This is a genomic window from Pseudostreptobacillus sp. (assembly GCF_977040545.1).
Genome location: NZ_CDRRBS010000009.1, coordinates 1 through 19,640, shown reverse-complemented (window position 1 = coordinate 19,640; position 19,640 = coordinate 1). Strand labels below are relative to the sequence as shown.

At 25.2% G+C, this 19,640-nt stretch carries 16 protein-coding genes; 5 read left to right on the top strand and 11 right to left on the bottom strand.

Annotated elements, in window-relative coordinates:
- The first annotated feature begins 56 nt into the window (after positions 1-56).
- Genes ACWYO2_RS01245 through ACWYO2_RS01235 form a run of 3 tightly spaced genes read left to right on the top strand, consistent with a single transcriptional unit; the run spans position 57 to position 3,617 of the window.
- Positions 57-1,016: a haloacid dehalogenase-like hydrolase gene (locus ACWYO2_RS01245; protein ID WP_455514678.1), complete on the top strand. Its 960-nt coding sequence runs from the start codon at positions 57-59 to the stop codon at positions 1,014-1,016.
- Positions 1,017-1,026: 10 nt separating this feature from the next.
- On the top strand, positions 1,027-2,895 hold the full coding sequence (gene mnmG, locus ACWYO2_RS01240; protein ID WP_455514677.1) for a tRNA uridine-5-carboxymethylaminomethyl(34) synthesis enzyme MnmG: 1,869 nt from the start codon (positions 1,027-1,029) through the stop codon (positions 2,893-2,895).
- The gene (locus ACWYO2_RS01235; protein WP_455514676.1) at positions 2,895-3,617 is read left to right on the top strand and encodes a TMEM164-related integral membrane acyltransferase; all 723 of its coding nucleotides are present in this window, start codon (positions 2,895-2,897) and stop codon (positions 3,615-3,617) included. The genes mnmG and ACWYO2_RS01235 overlap by 1 nt, the downstream gene beginning before the upstream one ends.
- A 97-nt stretch (positions 3,618-3,714) precedes the next feature.
- Here the strand turns inward: ACWYO2_RS01235 and ACWYO2_RS01230 are convergent, their stop codons facing one another.
- From ACWYO2_RS01230 to ACWYO2_RS01210, 5 genes are all read right to left on the bottom strand, one after another.
- A complete protein-coding gene (locus ACWYO2_RS01230) occupies positions 3,715-4,593 on the bottom strand; it encodes a transglycosylase SLT domain-containing protein (RefSeq protein WP_455514675.1) in 879 nt (292 codons plus the stop codon).
- A 136-nt stretch (positions 4,594-4,729) separates the two neighbouring features.
- Positions 4,730-5,602, bottom strand: coding sequence for an SPFH domain-containing protein (locus ACWYO2_RS01225; protein ID WP_455514674.1), 873 nt, complete (start codon positions 5,600-5,602; stop codon positions 4,730-4,732).
- An 11-nt stretch (positions 5,603-5,613) separates the two neighbouring features.
- Entirely contained in the window at positions 5,614-6,009 is a 396-nt protein-coding gene (locus ACWYO2_RS01220; RefSeq protein ID WP_455514673.1) for an NfeD family protein, read from the bottom strand.
- A gap of 5 nt (positions 6,010-6,014) precedes the next feature.
- The gene (locus tag ACWYO2_RS01215) at positions 6,015-7,148 is read right to left on the bottom strand and encodes a polysaccharide deacetylase family protein (protein WP_455514672.1); all 1,134 of its coding nucleotides are present in this window, start codon (positions 7,146-7,148) and stop codon (positions 6,015-6,017) included.
- Between the two features lie 10 nt (positions 7,149-7,158).
- Positions 7,159-8,130 (bottom strand): histidine-type phosphatase, encoded by a 972-nt coding sequence (locus ACWYO2_RS01210; RefSeq protein WP_455514671.1) that lies wholly within the window; start codon positions 8,128-8,130, stop codon positions 7,159-7,161.
- Between the two features lie 135 nt (positions 8,131-8,265).
- Between ACWYO2_RS01210 and ACWYO2_RS01205 the strand changes: the two genes are divergently transcribed.
- Positions 8,266-9,594, top strand: a complete 1,329-nt coding sequence (locus ACWYO2_RS01205) for a PTS transporter subunit IIC (protein ID WP_455514670.1) — start codon at positions 8,266-8,268, stop codon at positions 9,592-9,594.
- A gap of 14 nt (positions 9,595-9,608) precedes the next feature.
- The gene (locus ACWYO2_RS01200; RefSeq protein ID WP_455514669.1) at positions 9,609-9,986 is read left to right on the top strand and encodes an OsmC family protein; all 378 of its coding nucleotides are present in this window, start codon (positions 9,609-9,611) and stop codon (positions 9,984-9,986) included.
- 26 nt (positions 9,987-10,012) lie between these two features.
- On the opposite strand, the gene nrdG is transcribed toward ACWYO2_RS01200, so the two are convergent.
- The 6 genes from nrdG to ACWYO2_RS01170 all read right to left on the bottom strand — a co-directional run.
- The gene (gene nrdG, locus ACWYO2_RS01195; RefSeq protein ID WP_455514668.1) at positions 10,013-10,624 is read right to left on the bottom strand and encodes an anaerobic ribonucleoside-triphosphate reductase activating protein; all 612 of its coding nucleotides are present in this window, start codon (positions 10,622-10,624) and stop codon (positions 10,013-10,015) included.
- Entirely contained in the window at positions 10,621-12,735 is a 2,115-nt protein-coding gene (gene nrdD / locus ACWYO2_RS01190) for an anaerobic ribonucleoside-triphosphate reductase (RefSeq protein WP_455514667.1), read from the bottom strand. The genes nrdG and nrdD overlap by 4 nt, the downstream gene beginning before the upstream one ends.
- Before the next feature lie 152 nt (positions 12,736-12,887).
- Positions 12,888-14,678 carry a penicillin binding protein PBP4B gene (gene pbp4b, locus ACWYO2_RS01185; protein ID WP_455514666.1) on the bottom strand — a complete coding sequence of 597 codons (1,791 nt, stop codon included), beginning with the start codon at positions 14,676-14,678 and terminating at the stop codon, positions 12,888-12,890.
- Positions 14,679-14,686: 8 nt separating this feature from the next.
- On the bottom strand, positions 14,687-15,442 hold the full coding sequence (locus ACWYO2_RS01180) for an alpha/beta hydrolase (RefSeq protein WP_455514665.1): 756 nt from the start codon (positions 15,440-15,442) through the stop codon (positions 14,687-14,689).
- Positions 15,443-15,569: 127 nt separating this feature from the next.
- On the bottom strand, positions 15,570-17,714 hold the full coding sequence (locus tag ACWYO2_RS01175; RefSeq protein WP_455514664.1) for a BamA/OMP85 family outer membrane protein: 2,145 nt from the start codon (positions 17,712-17,714) through the stop codon (positions 15,570-15,572).
- Positions 17,715-17,734: 20 nt separating this feature from the next.
- Positions 17,735-19,640 (bottom strand): hypothetical protein (locus ACWYO2_RS01170; protein WP_455514663.1); only part of this gene is annotated, 1,906 nt, incomplete at its 5' end.

Genomic DNA, 19,640 nt, shown 5'->3' with positions numbered 1-19,640 from the left:
CTAGTAATTTGAATTTAAAAAACTTTTATTGTATAATATAAAAAGGGAGAAATAAAATGTGGAATAAAAAATTAGAAAATAGAATAAACGAAGTAATTGAAAAATATAAAAATTCAGGTAATTATGCAGTATTTGATTGTGATAATACCATTCTTATGAATGATATACAATTTGCATTAATACATTATTTATTAAAATTTAAAAAATTTAAAATTACACCTATTGAATTAAAAAAATTTTTAAATAATAAATTTCCTCAAGAAACCGAAATAATAAATAATTTTTGTAATATATTTAAAAATGCTTATTACGAAGATATAAATAGTATGGAATATTTAAAATTTTTATCAAATTTTTCAGAATTTGTAGAATATCTATATTTTAAATATGATAAATTTGATTTAAATATATTCTTTTCATATAAAAATATGAGTTATGAGGAATTACAAAAATTAATTGATGAATCCATAAAATACCATAATAATTCTGAATTTGGAATCGAAAACTGGATATATGAAGATAATATTTCTACATATAAATTAGGACTTAAAATTACAGATGAAATGAGTGAATTAATAAAAAAATTACACGACAATAATATTGATGTATATGTTATATCTGCATCCACTTTAGAAGTTGTTGAAGCTGTACTTAAACCTTTAAAAAAATATATTTCAAAAATATATGCAAAAAAAATAACTAATACCAATAATATTTTCACTGGTTTACTCGATGAAAACGAATTAAGAATTACTAGTTTAGATAAAAAAATAATAATTGAAAATATACTTAAAAAAAAATACAATAAAGACCCAATAATAGTGGCTGGGGATAGTATGGGGGATTTTGATATGTTAACAGGATTTGAAAATACAGAAATTTCTATACTTATTGATAGAAATAGAATTGATAATTTTACAAATTTATTAAATATATCAGACAATAGATATATAAAACAATGCGTAGATGAAAATTTAGGTATTTTTATATCAGAAGAAAAAAGTTTAACTCTTTAAAGGAGGAGAAATGAAACAAAATTATGATGTTATAATAGTGGGTGCAGGTCACGCTGGTGTTGAAGCAGCACTAGCTTGTGCAAGACTAGGTAAAAAAACAGCACTTTTTACAATTTATCTTGACAATATAGCTATGATGAGTTGTAACCCTGCAATAGGTGGTCCAGGAAAATCACATATCGTAAGTGAAATTGGAATGCTTGGTGGTCAAATGGCAATGCACATAGATAAATATAATCTACAACTTAAAAATTTAAATCATACTAAAGGATTAGCTGCTAAAATTACAAGAGCACAAGCTGATAAATACTGGTATAGAATTAAAATGAGAGAATTAATAGAAAAACAAGAAAATCTAGATGTTATACAAGGAATGATAGAAGATTTGATTTTGGATAATAAAAAAGTTATAGGAGTTATAGATAATCTAGGTATAGAATATGGTGCAAAAGCTGTAATTTTATGTACTGGTACATTTTTAAATGGACAATATGTAATAGGTGATGTTAAATATTCTGCTGGTAGACAAGGAGAAAAAGCAAGTAATTCACTTCCTGATAACCTAACTAAATATGGTATATATATGGAAAGATATCAAACAGCAACTCCACCACGTATAGATAAAAAAAGTATAGATATAGATAAACTTGAAAAATTACAAGGTGAAGATAAACCTAGATATTTTTCTTATTTAACTAAAGCAAAAGTTGAAAAGCCATTAGAAACTTGGCTTACTTTTACAACAAAAGAAACTATTAAAGTTGGACAAGAATTATTAAAATACTCTCCTATAGTAACAGGTGTTGTAAATACTAAAGGGCCTCGTCACTGTCCTTCTTTAGATAGAAAAATTATGAATTTTCCTGATAAAACAGATCATCAAATTTTCTTAGAACAAGAATCTATAGAAAGTGATGAAATATATGTAAATGGTTTCACTACAGCTATGCCACCTTTCGCACAAGAAAAACTTATACGTACTATTAAAGGACTTGAAAAAGCTAAAATATTAAGATATGGATATGCTATAGAATACGATTTTATCCCTGCATACCAACTTAATTTTTCTTTAGAATCTAAAATAATAGAAAACTTATTTCAAGCCGGTACTATAAACGGTACAAGTGGATATGAAGAAGCAGCTGCTCAAGGATTTATAGCTGGAGTTAATGCTGTAAGAAAAATAGATAATCTTGAACCTATTATAATATCTAGAGATGAAGGATATATAGGAGTTTTAATAGATGATATAATAAATAAAGAAACTCCTGAACCTTATAGGGTACTACCTTCTCGTGCAGAATATAGACTTACATTAAGACAAGATAACGTATTTATAAGACTTTTAGATAAAGCTAAAGAAATTGGACTTCTTCCTAAAGAAAAAATATCTGAACTTGAAGAAAATATAAATATTATGAAAGAAGAAATTCAGAGATTAAAAGAATTAAAAATATATCCTAGTATAGAAACAAATAATAAACTTAAAGAAATTGATAAAAATGCTTCACATACTAATGTTATGAATGCATTTGATTTTTTAGGACGTAAAGAAATCAATTATGATAATTTATCTAAATTTATAGATACAAAATATTTGCCAGATATTGCAAAAGAACAAATAGAAATAGAAGCTAAATATAGAATATTTATAGAAAGAGAACGTAATCAAATTGAAAAAATGAAAAGACTTGAAAGTATTGAAATACCTTCTGACTTTGATTACGAATCTGCTAAAGGTCTCTCAAATATAGCTATAAGTGGTTTAAATTATTCAAAACCTAAAAACATAGGTCAGGCACAAAGAATAAGTGGAGTTACATATAACGATATTGCTATACTTATTGCCTTATTCAATAAAAAAGGTGGTGATAAATAATGAATTTATTTACTCAAGGACAATATGAATTAGTATATTTTTCTCCAGAGCATATTCATGATTTACTTATATGGATTATAATTATTACAATTTTATTATTAATACCTTATATATTTAAAGGATACGAAAAAGGAAGATATGTAACTTTTTTAGGATATCTTATGTTATTTACAAAAATTGGTGATTCTATTTATAGAATATTTCTTGAAAAATCACCTTGGTATGATACAATGCCTTTCCATTTATGTAATGCTTCCCTTGTTTTTGCAGGTATTTATTACATTACAAAGAAAAGAGTATTTTTTAATATAGTTTACTTTTGGTTTTCAGGTGCAATACTTGCAGTATTATTACCTGGATTAGGTATATATAGAACTGCATTTTATCCTCATGTATTTATGGCAACACATTTTTTTGAAATATTTGCTGTATTATTTGGATTCATTCATCTTGATGAAAGAATTACATATAAAGGGTTTAAAACTGCAATTATAGGATATTTTGGTTTAATTTCTTTATCATTCGTATGGAACTATATATTCAAAACTAATTATATGTATACTAGTGATTATATCATATCTGCAATTAATTTTATAAAACCATTTTGGTTATATCAAATATTATTCATCTCTCTATTTACATTATCAATAATATTAATGTATTTACCATTTGCATTCAAACAAAAAACTGAATTTGAAGAAAATGAAATAGAAAGTGATTAAATAAAAAAAGAGGTTATACCTCTTTTTTATAATGGTTAACTTTTAGTTAAACTCCAAATCATACTAAAGCTTATTCTCGTACTACCCACTAATGATCTTATACTTGATAAAACTCAATATATTCTCCTCTTTTTTTCCAAGGTTTCATATAATATATCACCAATAATCCTGCAACTAACGTAGTCATAGAATTTTTAATATCTTCCCTGCTTATAGTTGTATTTGTATCTATATATTTATTTTCAGCAGTTTTAGATTTTTCTTGTTTATCAAATTCATTAAGATATGTTAAAGAATTTAACCAATTATAGTCAGAATTTTCAAAATTATCAATTCCATTTTTCAATAATTTTAAATCATAATTAGTTAATGAATTAATATTATTTTCTCTAACTTTTTCTATTATCTTAACTTTTTCACTTACATCATATACATAGTGTATTCCTTGATCCCATGTAGTTTGTGTTACTTTAACCTCTACTTTATTTTTACCATTATTTAACATAGCATTAGCATTACCAATACCAGTATTGTACGATAAAGTTGTTACACCAATATCGTTATTATAATAATCTAATAGCCATTTCAAAAAACCTATTGAAGCTTTTATATTTAACTTCTCATTTTTTCTCATAGCTGTTATATCCCCTTGAAAATCATCATTTAAAATTTTCAAATATTCTTCATTCCTTATACCACTTTTAATTAAACCAGTTTTAAAAGCAGCTGGAGTAATTTGTCCTATTCCAACAGCATTAGAATAATTAGGATTTAAATTTTCAAATTGTGATTCTCTTAAAAAAATTGCAATTACTAAATCAACATTTACATTCTGACTTTTTGCTTCATCTTCTATAATTGAAGCTAAATATTTTTTTTCAGGATTTATTACAGAAATTATATCTTCCGTACTAGCTCCTGCAAAGATCATTGTGGGTAAAAATAAAAATAAAAATATTTTAAATATTTTATTCATCTTTACCTCCATTTATTCTATAATTAGAATATAATGTATTTTAACATATTTTAAATTATAAATCAAATTACCCAATTATTACTTAAATATATACTAAAAAGTGCAATAATTTTATTGCACTTTATATATAACAATTCTATTTAACACCTCTAATTGCAGCAAGTAAAGAAGTCAAATTTTGTAATTCACTTGGTATAAATATTTTAGTAGCATTCCCATTTGCAACTTTTTCTAAACTTTCAAGAGATCTTAAGGTTAACACTTCTTTATTCGGACTAGATTCATTTAATATTTTCAATCCATCTGCTTCAGCTTGTTTTAATTTAAGTATAGCTTCAGCCCTACCTTCTGCTTCTTTTATACTAACTTCTTTTTCAGCTTCAGCTCTTAAAATACTTGCAGTTTTTTCTCCTTCTGCTACTAATATAGCACTTTCTTTTTGAGCTTGTGCTTCTAATATCTTGGCTCTTTTTTCACGTTCTGCCTTCATTTCTTTTTCCATTGCAACTCTTATTTCAGTTGGAGGTATTATGCTCTTTAACTCAACTCTATTTACTTTAATTCCCCAAGGATCTGTAGCTTCATCAAGTTCTGATCTCATTTTACTATTTATTGTATCACGACTTGTAAGAGTTTCATCTACAGTCATATCCCCTATTATGTTTCTCAAAGTCGTAGCTGTTAGATTTTCTATAGCAGCTAATGGTCTTTCTACTCCATAAGTATATAACTTAGAATCTGTTATTTGAAAATATACAACTGTATCTATTTGCATAGTTGCATTATCTTTAGTAATTACACCTTGAGGATCAAAATCTACAACTTGTTCTTTTAATGTTACCTTTTTAGAAATTCTATCTATAAAAGGATTTATAAAATTAAGTCCAGAATTTAATACTCCTGAATATTTCCCTAATCTTTCAACAACATAAACTTGTGCTTCTGGTACTATTCTTATACCAGTTGTAACTAATAAAATTATTATTACTAATAAAATACCTAAAATCATCTTTCTTCCTCCTATATTATTATTTTATTCCCTTCAAAAGAAATTATTTTAACTTTATCTCCTACTTCATATTTATTTTTAGAAATTGCCTGCCATTTCCCACCTTTATATTTTACTACATATTCATCATTTTCTATTTTTACTATAATAACTTCTGCACCAATATCACCTACTCTTGTTTCATTAATATTTTCAAAATATTTTTTAAATATAGGTTTTAATAATATCAAGAATAACATTGAAAGTGCCGAAAATATTATAGAACTTGATTCTAATTTACCAAAAATTAAATTTAATAAAAATACTATAAGCGCAGATAAAGCAAACCATATAGTTACTAAATTAATAGTCAAAATTTCTATAACTGATAAAACAGCAAACAATAATAACCATATATATATTTCCAATTATATCACCTTCTTCCTTTTATTTCTTTTAATTCTGAATAAGTTACAAATTGAAATCCTCTATTTTTCAATATAGGTACCATATATTTTATAGCCTCATATGTTTCAGGATAAAGATCATGAAAAAGAACTACATCTCCATCTTTAACTTTATCTAAAACTCTAGATATTATAACATCTTTATTTCTATTTTTCCAATCTTCTGAATCTACATTCCATAAAATAAGATTAGTTTTTCCACCAAGTATTTCAACTACATTAGAATTATATGCACCATAAGGAGGTCTTACATTTTTATTTTCATCTCCAATAATAGAATATATTAAATCATCAGTTTTTAATATTTCATCTATTATTTGAGCTCTACTTATCTTAGAAAGATTTTTATGATCATAAGTGTGATTTGAAATTTCATGACCATCTAAATAAGTTTGTAATACCATCTTAGGATTTTTCTTAACGTTAAGTCCCACAAAATAAAAAGTAGCACGTTCATCATATTTATTAAATACTTCTCTTATTAATACATGGTTTTTATTACCTGGACCATCATCAAATGTAAATGCTATATGTTTTTTATTTGAGTCAATAGGTCTTTTTTTAGTATCTAAAATTTCTCCTTCATATATAGATGGTATTCCTATACCCCCTTTAAATACTCTCTTAAATTTATTATATTCCAAATTAATTTTTTTATCTTTACCTACTACTATTTTATCATTTTCAATTTTAAACTTTGAAAAATCTACATTACTTAAATCTATATTTGAATCTATACTTTTTATTATATATTTATATCTATTTCTAAATATATCATTTGAAGTTATATTTCTATTTAATTTATTTGAATAATATATATATTCCCCATTTTCATCTACTATCTCTTGTATATCATCAAATACTGGAGATATTAATTCTTTATTAACTTCTTCAACTTGTGGTTCTTCTTTTTCTTCTAATATTTTTTCTACATTATCTTTACTTTCATTATCATCTATAACATTCAACTTTTCTTTTTTCTCTAAATTTAATTCTATTTTTTTATTTTCTTTATATCCTTTTTCTTCTATATCAATACTTGTTTTATTTCCACACGAAAATAACACGAAAAAAGATAGAAATACAATTAGTTCTTTCATAATTTTAATATTAAAATTTTAACCTTTCTCCTAAATTTACTATAACTGGATTATCATTATTCATATTTCTTATACTTTCAGGTTTATAATATATTAATTCTAAATCAAAAGAATTATCATCATATACTTTAAACAATAACTTTGCACCTATAGGATATTTTTCTAATATTTTATAATCTAAATTTATCCCTAATTTAGCAAAAATTGTTGCTATATTAGAATCATGACCTACTATAACATCAAGATCTGTTTCACTATTAATTTTTGATTGTATAAGTTTTGTAATTTCAGTTGGACTATCATTTATATAATCCAAATCTCCAAATATTGTATCTAAAAGACTATCCTTTATTTCAGATATATATTCTAAATCTTTATAAAAATTATCACTTTTAAATATATTTTGTTCTTTAAAGCCTTCAAAATACTTTAAAATATACATGTCAACTATATCTGTTGCAATTTTAAAGGCCCCATCAGACATTAAAAATCCATTTTCTCCAATTTTTATATTAGAACCAATATTTAAAAAAGTCCCATCTTCTATATTTAATATTTTTTCAAGTCTTTCATATTGTGGTTTTAACCTATAATCAAGTTTTTTTAGTTTCTCCTTATTTATATCTAAACTATCTAAATATATATTAAAATCTTTTTCCATCGTAGAAAAAGTTTTATCTTTAAATTTTACTTCTATTTCTCTATACGGAAACATAGAGGTTGCAAGTATCTTTGCCGTAGCTACTGTTCTTTTTATAGAATTTGAACTAAACTCTATTTTTTTAAATTTTTTACCAAATTTTTCTATATATTTTCTTAAAAATATACCCATTTTGAATTCTAAAATTTCACCTTTTTCAGTTAACATTCCTTCTTCAAAATCCCAATTTACATCTTTTTTACTTATTATTCCTTGCATACTTTCATATTTTAATAATGGATATCTCAATCCATGTCTACTAAATATTATTAGTTTTTTCATATATATTAAATCCCCTCTTTCTATATAAATTTATTATATTATATTTCATTACTTTTTTCAATTAACTTTTATCTCTTGACTTATATCTTCCTTTGAATTATAATTTCACTATACAAAAAATAATTAGGAGATAAAATGTTTCAATTGTTATCACAATTTTTAGGTCTTGGACCTACTATACTTTTACCTATTATTATTGTAATAATAGGATTAATTGTTAAAATGAAATTCAAAGATGCTATTTTTTCTGCACTTATGCTTGCAGTTGCATTCACTTCAATAAATGTAGTTGTAGGATTTATGTTTGAAACTATAAGTCCTGTTGCAACAGATTTTGTTAAAAATACAGGAATTACTTTAAATGTAATCGATCTTGGATTTTCACCTATGGTTGCTGTTGCTTTTGCTTGGAAATACTCTATTATTATGTTTCCTTTACAAATATTAATTAATATATTTATGATTCATTTTCATTTTACAAATATATTAAATGTTGATATCTTTAATGTATGGACGAAAATATTTACTGCAGCTTTAGTTTCTATACTTACCGGATCAACTATACTAGGATTTATAGCTGCCATAGTTCATATTATACTAGAACTTAAAACTGCAGAATCTTTAGCGCATCGTATGGAAGAAATGTCGGGCATTCCAAGAACTGTAACTACTAATGCTTGTATTATAGAAGCAGCTTTTATGAAGCCAATAAATGATATTTTAGATAAAATTAAATTTATTCGTGAAAGTAATTTTGATTTAGAACATATAAAGAAAAAAATCGGAATTCTTTCTGAAGATGCTGTAATGGGAGCACTTATAGGACTTGTTCTTGCAGTATTTGCTGGATATTCTATAAAAGATAGTGTGGAAATAGCTATAAAACTCGCAACTACTCTTGTACTTTTACCTACTGTTTCCTTCTTATTTGTAAAATCTTTAACTCCAGTATCTCAATATGCAAAAAGATATATGGAAAAAAAATATGAAGGTAGAGATATTTATATAGGATTAGATTGGACTGTTCTTTCAGGAGTACATGAACTTTGGATAGTATCAGTATTATTAATACCCATAACTTTGGTATTAGCTATCATACTTTCTAAACTTGGATTAAGTAGTATACTACCACTTCCTGGTTTAGTAAATACTATGGTTGTCGTACCTGCTATAATAGTTGCAAATAGAAATATTTTAAAGGCTTTAATTTTATCAACTATTTTTAGTCCTTTTTACTTCATTATTTCTAGTTTCTTTGCACCTGCAATAACAGATGTTACCAAAACATTTTCACAACTTGATATTAAAGCAACACAACTCGTAAGTTATTATTGTTTAGAATCGCCTATATTTAGATGGACAATAACAGTTTTCTTACAATTCAAAATATATGGAATTATATTATTCATATTCTTAACTTTAATATATATATATTCTTATATTAAATTTAAAAAAGAACAATAAGGAGGAGATAAAATATGTATAAAACAAAAGCATTATCAGAAGCAGGATGGTTAGTTAATTCAAACACAGATGGATTTAGCTATACTATGGACAGAAAAAAAAGATTTGGAACAACTCCAGTTGGAGTATTATCATCAGCACTTAGTGGTTGTGTAACTATGTGTGTTAGAGGATATTGCATTGTTAACAAATTTGATGGAATTGTTATAGAAACTGAAGTGGATACTAATGTTGATGATTTTACTATAGAAGTTCGTATCAATATCAATAAAGATGTTGAAAATGATGAAGTAAATAAAATAGTAGAGTATGTAAAAGATAAATGTACTGTATCTCAAATGTTATCATCTGATATAAAAATAAGCTATTTTGTAAATAATATTCAATATTAAAATAAAAAAAAGGGTTTCTTAGATTTTTATCTTTGAAACCCTTTTCTAATAATTCTATCTAAACTCTTCTCCATTAATTCCCTATCCTTAAGTTCTACATATTTGTCAATACCATCTTCTGGAGGAAGAGCCCATACTATTTCTTTACTTTTTTCAGTTTTTCTCAAATCTATTACTCTTTGATTTTTTGAACCTCTAAATTTTAATTTTAAATCTAAATAATCTATTTCAAAACGACCATCTATCAACACATCAACTAAAGATAATATCTCTCCTATTTCAGGATATATAGGAATCATAACATCACGTATATATTCATACATAAATCCTGTAAAACACCATATATCCTTATTCGGAAGTTTTTCTCTTAAACTTTTAACTATTTTTAATATTCCTTTAGTATTCATAGGATCAAGAGGTTCACCTCCAAGAAGTGTCACCCCTTGTATATATTCCTTCCCTGCCAAGCATAGTATTTCCTCAATATCATTTTCAGTGAATTCTTCCCCTTTTTTAAAATCCCAAATATCACTATTAAAACACCCTTTACATAAATGTCTACATCCACTAACAAATATGCTTACTCTTATTCCAGGTCCATTGGCGACATCAGTTTTTTTTATACTTGAAAGTCTCATAAATGTAATACTCTTTTCCCTATTTCACGAGTTTTACCTTCATTCCAATAATTTTCTCCTAAATAACCACATGTTCTTCTTATTACATTCATTTTTAATTTATCTTTATTATGACATTGAGGACATTCCCATTGATTTTCAGAATTTATTATTATTTCTTCATCAAATCCACAAATGTGGCAATAATCACTCTTTGTATTAAATTCAGCATATTGTATATTATCATATATATATTTAACAACTTCCTTAAGGGCTTCTAAATTTTTACTCATATTTGGTATCTCACCATATGATATTGCTCCACCACTTGAAATTTTTTGAAATTCTGATTCAAATTTAAATTTATCAAAAATATTTATTTCTTCTCTAACATCTACATGATAAGAATTTGTATAATAACCTTTATCTGTAATATCTTTTATACTTCCAAATTTTTCTTTATCTATTTTTGCAAATCTATAACATAAACTTTCAGCTGGTGTTCCATAAAGCCCAAACCCTATACCAGTTTCTTTTTTCCACTTATTAACTGTATCTTCTAATTTTTTCATAACTTTTATTGCAAAAGTTCTACCTTTTTCAGTAGTATGAGTCTCTCCTGTTATCAATTTAGTAGCTTCATATATACCTATATATCCTAAAGAGATTGTAGAATAACCATCCATTAAATATTTATCTATTTTTTCTCCTTTTTTAAGACGCGCTATCGCTCCATATTGCCAATGTATAGGTGATATATCAGAAAGTGTACCCTTAAGCCTATTATGTCTCATCATTAAAGCTTCAAAACATAAATCTAATCTATCTTCTAATAATTTAAAATATTCTTCTTCTGTTTTACTAAGTAGTGCTATTTGAACTAAATTAAGACTTACTACTCCTTGATTAAATCTTCCTTCAAATTTATATTCTCCGTTTTCATCTTTATAAGGAGATAAAAATGATCTACATCCCATAGGAGAAAATACATTACCTTCGTAATTTTCTTTCATTATTTTTGAACTAATATAGTCTGGATACATTCTTTTACTTGAACACTTTATTGCTATATCAGTAAGATAGTCATATTTACCACCTTTAAATATATTATCTTCATTTAAAACATACACTAATTTAGGAAATGCTGAAGTCACATAAACTCCTTCTTCATTTTTTATTCCCTCATATCTTTGTTTTAATATTTCCTCTATTATCAATGCAACTTCATCTTGATATTCTTTTTCACTATCTATATCTAAAAATAAAGTAACAAAAGGAGATTGTCCATTAGTTGTCATAAGAGTATTAATTTGATATTGTATAGTTTGTACCCCACTTCTTAATTCCTCTTTTATTCTTTCTTCAACTAATCTATTTATCATTTCTTCATTTAACTCTGAAAACTCTTTTTTATATCTATTATAATACTTATCTCTACTATATCTTAAATACTTACCTAAATGGCTAATATTTATACTTTGACCACCATATTGTCCACTAGCAACTGCAGCTATAATTTGTGTCATTACAGTACATGCAACTTGAAAACTTTTAGGGGTTTCTATAAGTTTACCATTCATAACTGTACCATATTCAAACATATTTTTAATATCAACTAAACAACAATTAAAAATATTTTGAATGAAATAATCAGAATCATGAAAATGTAAAATACCATTATTATGAGCATCACTTATTCTTTTAGGTAATAATATTCTACGAGTTAAATCTTTACTTACTTCACCTGCTATTAAATCACGTTGAGTAGAAGCTACAGATGAATTTTTATTTGAATTTTCTTCTCCAACTTCCTTATTAGAATTTTTTACAAGAGATAAAATCGATTCATCAGTAGTATTAGCCTCTCTAACTAAAGATCTAGTATATCTATACACTATATACTTTTTAGATAATTTATACAATCCTAATTCAACAAGATTTTTTTCTATAAAATCTTGTATATCTTCTACATTATTTATTCCTTTTTCAACAATATCTTGTACAATATTATCAATTTTTTCTTCAGAAACTCTTTCAATGATATCTACTTCATTATTTGCTTTTCTTATAGCAACCTTTATTTTATTAGCATCAAATTCTACTTCTCTACCATCTCTTTTTACTACTTTCATTATTTATCCTCTATTCTAATCAAACACAATATATTGTGTTTGAAAGGCGTTAAAAGCCTTATATTTTGTTATTAATAGTATACCAAATAGAGTTAAATATTGCAAGATTTTTTTAAATTAAAATACCCCTTAAAAGGGGTATAAATAATTTTTTATTTAACTTCTAAATCTCTTAAAACCTTTATCATTTCCATATATTTATCAGAAATTTTTCCTTTATTTCTTTTTTTATGTAAATTAATCAAACTTAATGTTTCATTTACATCAGATTTAGTTCTATAATTATCATCACTTGTAATCAATCTATACTTAGTTTCAATTAAATCAGATAAAATAGAATTCATTCTAGTATAATCGCCTTTATTAATTTTATTGCTAAATGCATCTATTAACATTGCAGATATAGCTCCATAATTTGTTGTATAAAAATGATTTCCATAAAAATCATTAGGTTTTTTAATTTTATCTATTACTGCTGAATTTTTAGCATTAGTTAATAATACTATTACTATATTTTGATTAGGTTCTATAACTGTTAATGTTCCAGTCCATCCAGTATGCCCTATAGTATCTTTTTCAGCAAGTGGAGAAAATGCCCATCTATAGATGTAGTCACCTTGTCTTCTCCAACCTAATCCAAAACTTGCATTTATATCTTTAGGTTTAATAAAATTATCCAATGTAGTTCTATTAAAGAATTTATTTTCTCCATAACCACCTTGATTTACCATTATTTGTGCTAACTTTGCAACCTCTATAGCATTAGAGAATAATCCCGCATGTCCTGAAACACCCTTCATTGAATAAAATGCTTTTTCATCATGAACCTCTCCCCAAACTGTTTCTTTACGAGCATTTATAAAATCAATTGAATTATCACGAGTATTCCCATTTAATTCAGTTGCTGCTATTTTTTCCTTAAATATACCATGTTCTAAAGGATTAAACATTGTATGAGTAAGCTCTAATTTATCATATATATTCTCTTTTAAATAAACATCTAAATCTTGCCCACTTATTTTTTCAACTATAAAACCTAATAACATATAGTCTACATCTGAATATTTAGTAGATGTTTTAGGTTCATATATTAAAGGTGTTCTCATAATTGCATCTAAAACATTTTCCTTACCTATGGCATATAAATCATTTTTACCATTAGGTATACCGTCGTCTTTATCATATTTGTCATTAAAATATTGTGGGTCTGCAGGAAAACCAGCTTGATGTTTTAATATATCTCCTACCTGAACATTTTCTTTCCATTTACCTTTAAACTCAGGATATATATCTTTAACATATGTATTTATACTTAATTTACCCTCAGAAACTAATTTTTGTATAGCATAATTCGTTGCATACATTTTAGTATTACTAGCTAAATCATAAATAGTTTCATTTGTAACTTTAATTCTATCTTTTAATTGATTTCCTTCCTTATCATAATTATTAACATACCCAAAACTCTTAGCATATTCAAGTTTACCATTTTTAACAACTGCTATTTGTGCACTTGGCATACCAGCTTTTACTTCTGCTTCTAAAAATTCATCAAAGAATTTAATAGCTTCATTATTAAAATCTCCTTTCCCTTTTGTAATTTCTGGATAAGGTATTTTAACATCTAATTTCCCATCTAATTGTGTAATTTGAATAATATTTTTATCATCTTTGGTATACTTAGATATATCTACTTTTTTACTTCCTTCTCCTTTTAATGAAGTTGTATCTAATTTATTACCATTTATATATATATCTACTTTTTTAAGTTCTTTATAATTTAAAAGTAAATAACCTTGTTTAGAATAAGACTTAAATTCATACATTTGATTAGTTAAAACCGAATCATCAAATCCCTTTTCTATAGGAAATTGCTTTTCAAATTGAAATGAAAAAGATAAAATTCCAGCTATTAACATTGAAGTCATTAAAATTTTTTTCATATTTATACCTACTTTCTAAAATTCTCATTAAAGAATAATGTTTGATATTTTATAGAATCTCTCCAATAAACCCAAGAATGATTTCCTGGTCTTTCCATATATGTATGTTCGATATTTAAAGATAACAATTTTTTATGTAATTCTCTATTAGGTTCTATAAAGAAATCTGAGATACCACAATCAAATATTATATTAGTTTTTGACCCTAATAAAGAATGTGCTATATCTTTAATGTTATAATCTTCCCAATTAGAATTTATAGTTTTCATTATACCCCAATTATATTTATATTCTTGAGGATTAACTCCACCACTCATTGATCCAATATTACCAAATATATCTTTATGCTTAATCCCTAAATAAAAAGCTCCAAATCCACCCATACTTAATCCTGTTATTGCTCTTTTTTCACGTTTTTTATCTGTTTTATATTTACCATCAATATATTTAATCAATTCATTAGATATAAAATTTTCATTACTAATATACCACGTATCATATCCACCATCCGGAGATACATAAATAATATCATATTTATCTGATAATTCTCCTATATTCATTTTATCAGGGAAATTTCTATTATTACCAGACCACCCATTTAATGTATATATTACCGGATAATCCTTACCTTTTTCGTATGAACTAGGCAGTGTAAGTGTTACATCCACATCTTTATTTAAGATTTTACTATAAACTTTTTCATTTTTTTCAGTATAAGCCATGCTAATCATACCAATAAGTAGTAATGTAAAAATTTTTTTCATAAAAACCATCTCCTTTTTATTATTAATAATAGTATACTTCTATTTTTAAAAAAATATAGTTTTTTAGAAATCAATTTTCAATAATTGAAAATAAAAAGGTAGATTTTCATCTACCTTTAATGTCTTTTTAGAAAGTTTGCCCAAATCCAAAATTAAATTTACCTGTTGGTTTTTTACCTTTTTCAAGATTCCAAGCATAATCAAGTCTAACTACTCCAATAGGAGTATTAATTCTTGCACCTAACCCTATATTATTTACAAATTTCAATTTATTAGTACCCTCAATTTTAATATTTTCTGCTATTCCTGCATCATAGAATAATACTCCTTGTAAATAATCATTAAAATATGTTCTATTTTCTGCAGTAAATGTAACAGAATATTTGTTACTTGAAACTGAATTAGGAAGTCCTCTTAAAGTTATTCCATCTCCTACTACAGCTAATTGTCCCACTGGTGTATTATCATGTGCATAAGTTGCAAGTAATCTATATGCCATTGAGTTACTACTCTTATATACTGGATGATATGCTCTTAAATCTAATGTTGTAAGAGCGTATGCTCTAGGTTTGTATTTTTCATATTCACCTGTTCCTTTACCATCTTTATCTGTAATTTCTATAGGTCTTCCTTTATTTAATTTTAATGATTTTTCTCTAAAGATATATCCACCTTCTACATAAAGATCAGCATAAAGACCTTTTTTAGGAGTATTTCTATCATCTCTTGTATCATAAATTAAATCACCACCAATAGAGGCTAATGTATAATCTTGATATACACGAGCTTTTTCTTCCTTCGCTCTACTCTTAGAGTATACGTTTATTAATCTTGGAGTTAAAGTTAAATATATATCACTTGTTAATCCCTTACCTATTTGTCCATTTATACCAAATACATATTGTTTATCAGTTGGTTCATTATATATTGATTCTGCAAATTTTGCTTCATCTTGATTAGGATCTTTCTTAAATTCATCTAAATCTTTAACTCTTGTAGTAGTCTTTTTAAAATATATATTTCCTCCAGCTAATATTCTTGAAGTATTTTGTATCCAAGGATCTTTAAATCCAAGTGATATACTATAATTTCCTTTAATTCCTGCTTCTCCAGTTAAATCAAAACTTTCTTCTCTTCCTAAGAAATTAGAATCTGAAAGTTTTAAAGACCCTGATAAACTATCTTCTGTAGAATAAGAAATATTAGCATTTATTGCAGTAGTTGGTCTTTCTGTTAATACTATTCTAACTATTAAATTTTCTGGATTATTAATATCTTGAGTTATTTCATGATTAATATTAGAAAATAGTCCTGTTCTAAATAACTCAGCTAAAGTTGTTTCCAATGCTTTTTGATTTAATACATCACCCTCTTTAATGTATGTATTTCTTTTTAATACAAAATCATTTGTTTTTAATTTATAATCCTTAGAATCTATTCTTTCTCCATCTTTTACAGTTCCTTTTTTATCATATACAATCTTTGAAACTTTAGCTTCTGATATTTCAATATTTATATCTCCATCATTACTAATATCTAGTTTTTTATATCCAACCCAAACATATCCATTATCTGCATAAGCTTTTAATAGGGGTGATGTTTCTTGACGTAATAATTGTAAATTTAATATTTCTCCAACTTTAAGTCTAGAAACCTTAATTAAAGTTTCTTCATCCATCAACTTTGAACCTGTAATTTTTACTGATTTAATAACAGGATTTTGAACAACCTTAAATTCTAAATCTACACTCTTATCATCTGCACTTCTATGTACATCCAATTCAACATTACCAAAATATCCTGTTGACATAATTAAACTTTTTAATACCTCAGCATCATACGGAGAAAAATATTCCCCTATTTTTAAACCACTTTTTTCTACTAAAGCATTTAAATTTTGATCAGTTCCTGTAAAATATACTTTATTAACCAAATATTCTGTTTTTTCCTTTAAAGCTTCTATTTCTAATTTATTTTCATATATTGCTTTTGCATTAGGTAACTCATCAACTACAATTTTTAAATTAACATTATCACCATCTTTAGTAGGATATATGTTAACATTTTGAACAAGACCAGTTCTTAAAAGTGATAAATATATATCATTTGATACTTTATTTGTATATTCATTACCTTCTTTAATAGGTAGAGCATTTTTTATAACATCTTCAGATAATTGACTTAAATTAGTTACCTCTATATTAGTTATTTTTGAATTTGCTAAACCTATACTTGTTATCGCAAGTAATGTCATTAATATTTTTTTATTCATAAATTTTCCTCCTTATGATTTTATCTTTTTAAAGTTTCTCTTTTTTTAAATATACTAGATATATCTTCAAATAATTCTCCAAACCTATTAAATCTATTAACATATCCTATCCCTGTATAGAATGTAGCTTGATTAAAATCATTAATAGAACTACGTATACCAGTAGTAGCTGATATTCCTTTTCTTAAGTTATAGTTAAACCATATATTATATTTAAATTTATTTCTAACATTACTTAAATCAAAAGGTACAGTTACTTCAGCATTCCAGAATATATTATTAAAGTTTAAAACATTATTTTGAATATATACTGTTGTTGTTGTATTATTTATTATATCTCCTATATTTGATGTATTATTAGAATCAAAATTAGTTTTAATTTTAAAGTCGCTTATACCTAAACTTGAACTAACTCTATTAGTTATAGACGATAATAACAAATTATTAAGTGTTGTTTCAAGTGCTTTACCTAAAATACTTGAAGCTCTTAATCTTTCAAGATTTAATATTCCTCCTGATTCATCAAAAGCAAGTATACCAAGTATTTCATTTACATTTTTACCTAAAGTAGATGTAATTTTAATATTTTTATCACTTAATTTTCCATTCAATGCTATCTCAATTTGATCATCATTTAATTCTGTTATAGCTCTAAAATTAATCATAGGATCTAAACTTCCATCTAATTTAAGATGTGCTTCTTCTACCTTAAATACATGTCCATTTAACTCAAATGTACTATTTCCTAAATTTAATTCACTTAATAAACTCATACGGCCATTTTCAATAGCAAGTTTACCTAAACCATCAGCTTCTCCTTTAATTTTTTTAACAACTCCTAGCATTGATGGTATATTTACATCAACACTTTTTTCTGTTTCTAAATTTAAGTTTACTATATACTGATTAACTAAATTATTTAAAACTTGTGAAAGTACCTCTGATATATATCCATTAAATTTATTGGTTCCTGTTTTTTTATTTAAACTAGGTATAGAATATATATTTCCTTCTTCTATTAAAACCTTACCATCTATTCTATTATTTTTAGCTAAAATATCACTTGTAATTCTTAACATTAAATTATCACCATAGTTAATTCTAACATTACGTAAATTTGAATTTATATCCATAGCTCCTAAGACTAAAGTTTTTGTTTTCATAAAATTATCAGGTATACTAGGAAGTTCTATTCTTCCTTTTATATCTAGTAATCCTTCATTAACATCCCCTTTTAGTTCATTTATTTCAATATTAGTATTTTTTACATTAACCTTAGAATTAAGATTAGCTACATTTACCATATTATCTTTAGTTTTTAAAGTAAGATTATCTAAATTTATATTCCCATCAAAATGATTTTTTTTAAAATAAAGATTAGCATTTACTATACCACTTGATTCTTTAATTTTATCACTAATTTCTAAAAATTTTAAATTAAAATTGTTTGCTAATAATCTAAAATTATAGTCATTTAATCCATAAGTTACATAACCATCTAATAAAAGTGGATTATTTTCATATTCTAAATATATTTCAGATACGTTTATACCCTCATTATTTGTTTGTATATCCACATCTAAACCATCAATATTTAACCCAGCCCATGTTAATGTATCCGAATTAAGTTTAACTGAAGCAAATTTATCATTTTTATTAATTTGAGCTATAAAATCAAGTTTTAATTTACCATTATATTTATCTTTACTTCCTAAATCTAAATTACTAAGGTCTATTTCTTTATTAATTAGATTATAGTTTACTTTTAAATCACTTAAATCAAAGATTTCACTATGTTTTAGTATAGTTTTATCTCTACTATTTTTTATTTCTAAATTTTTAATATTTAATATACCTGTGTTAAATAAATTAAAAATATTTCCATTCTCATATTCTAAATCTAAATACACCTTAGGTATAGTAGTA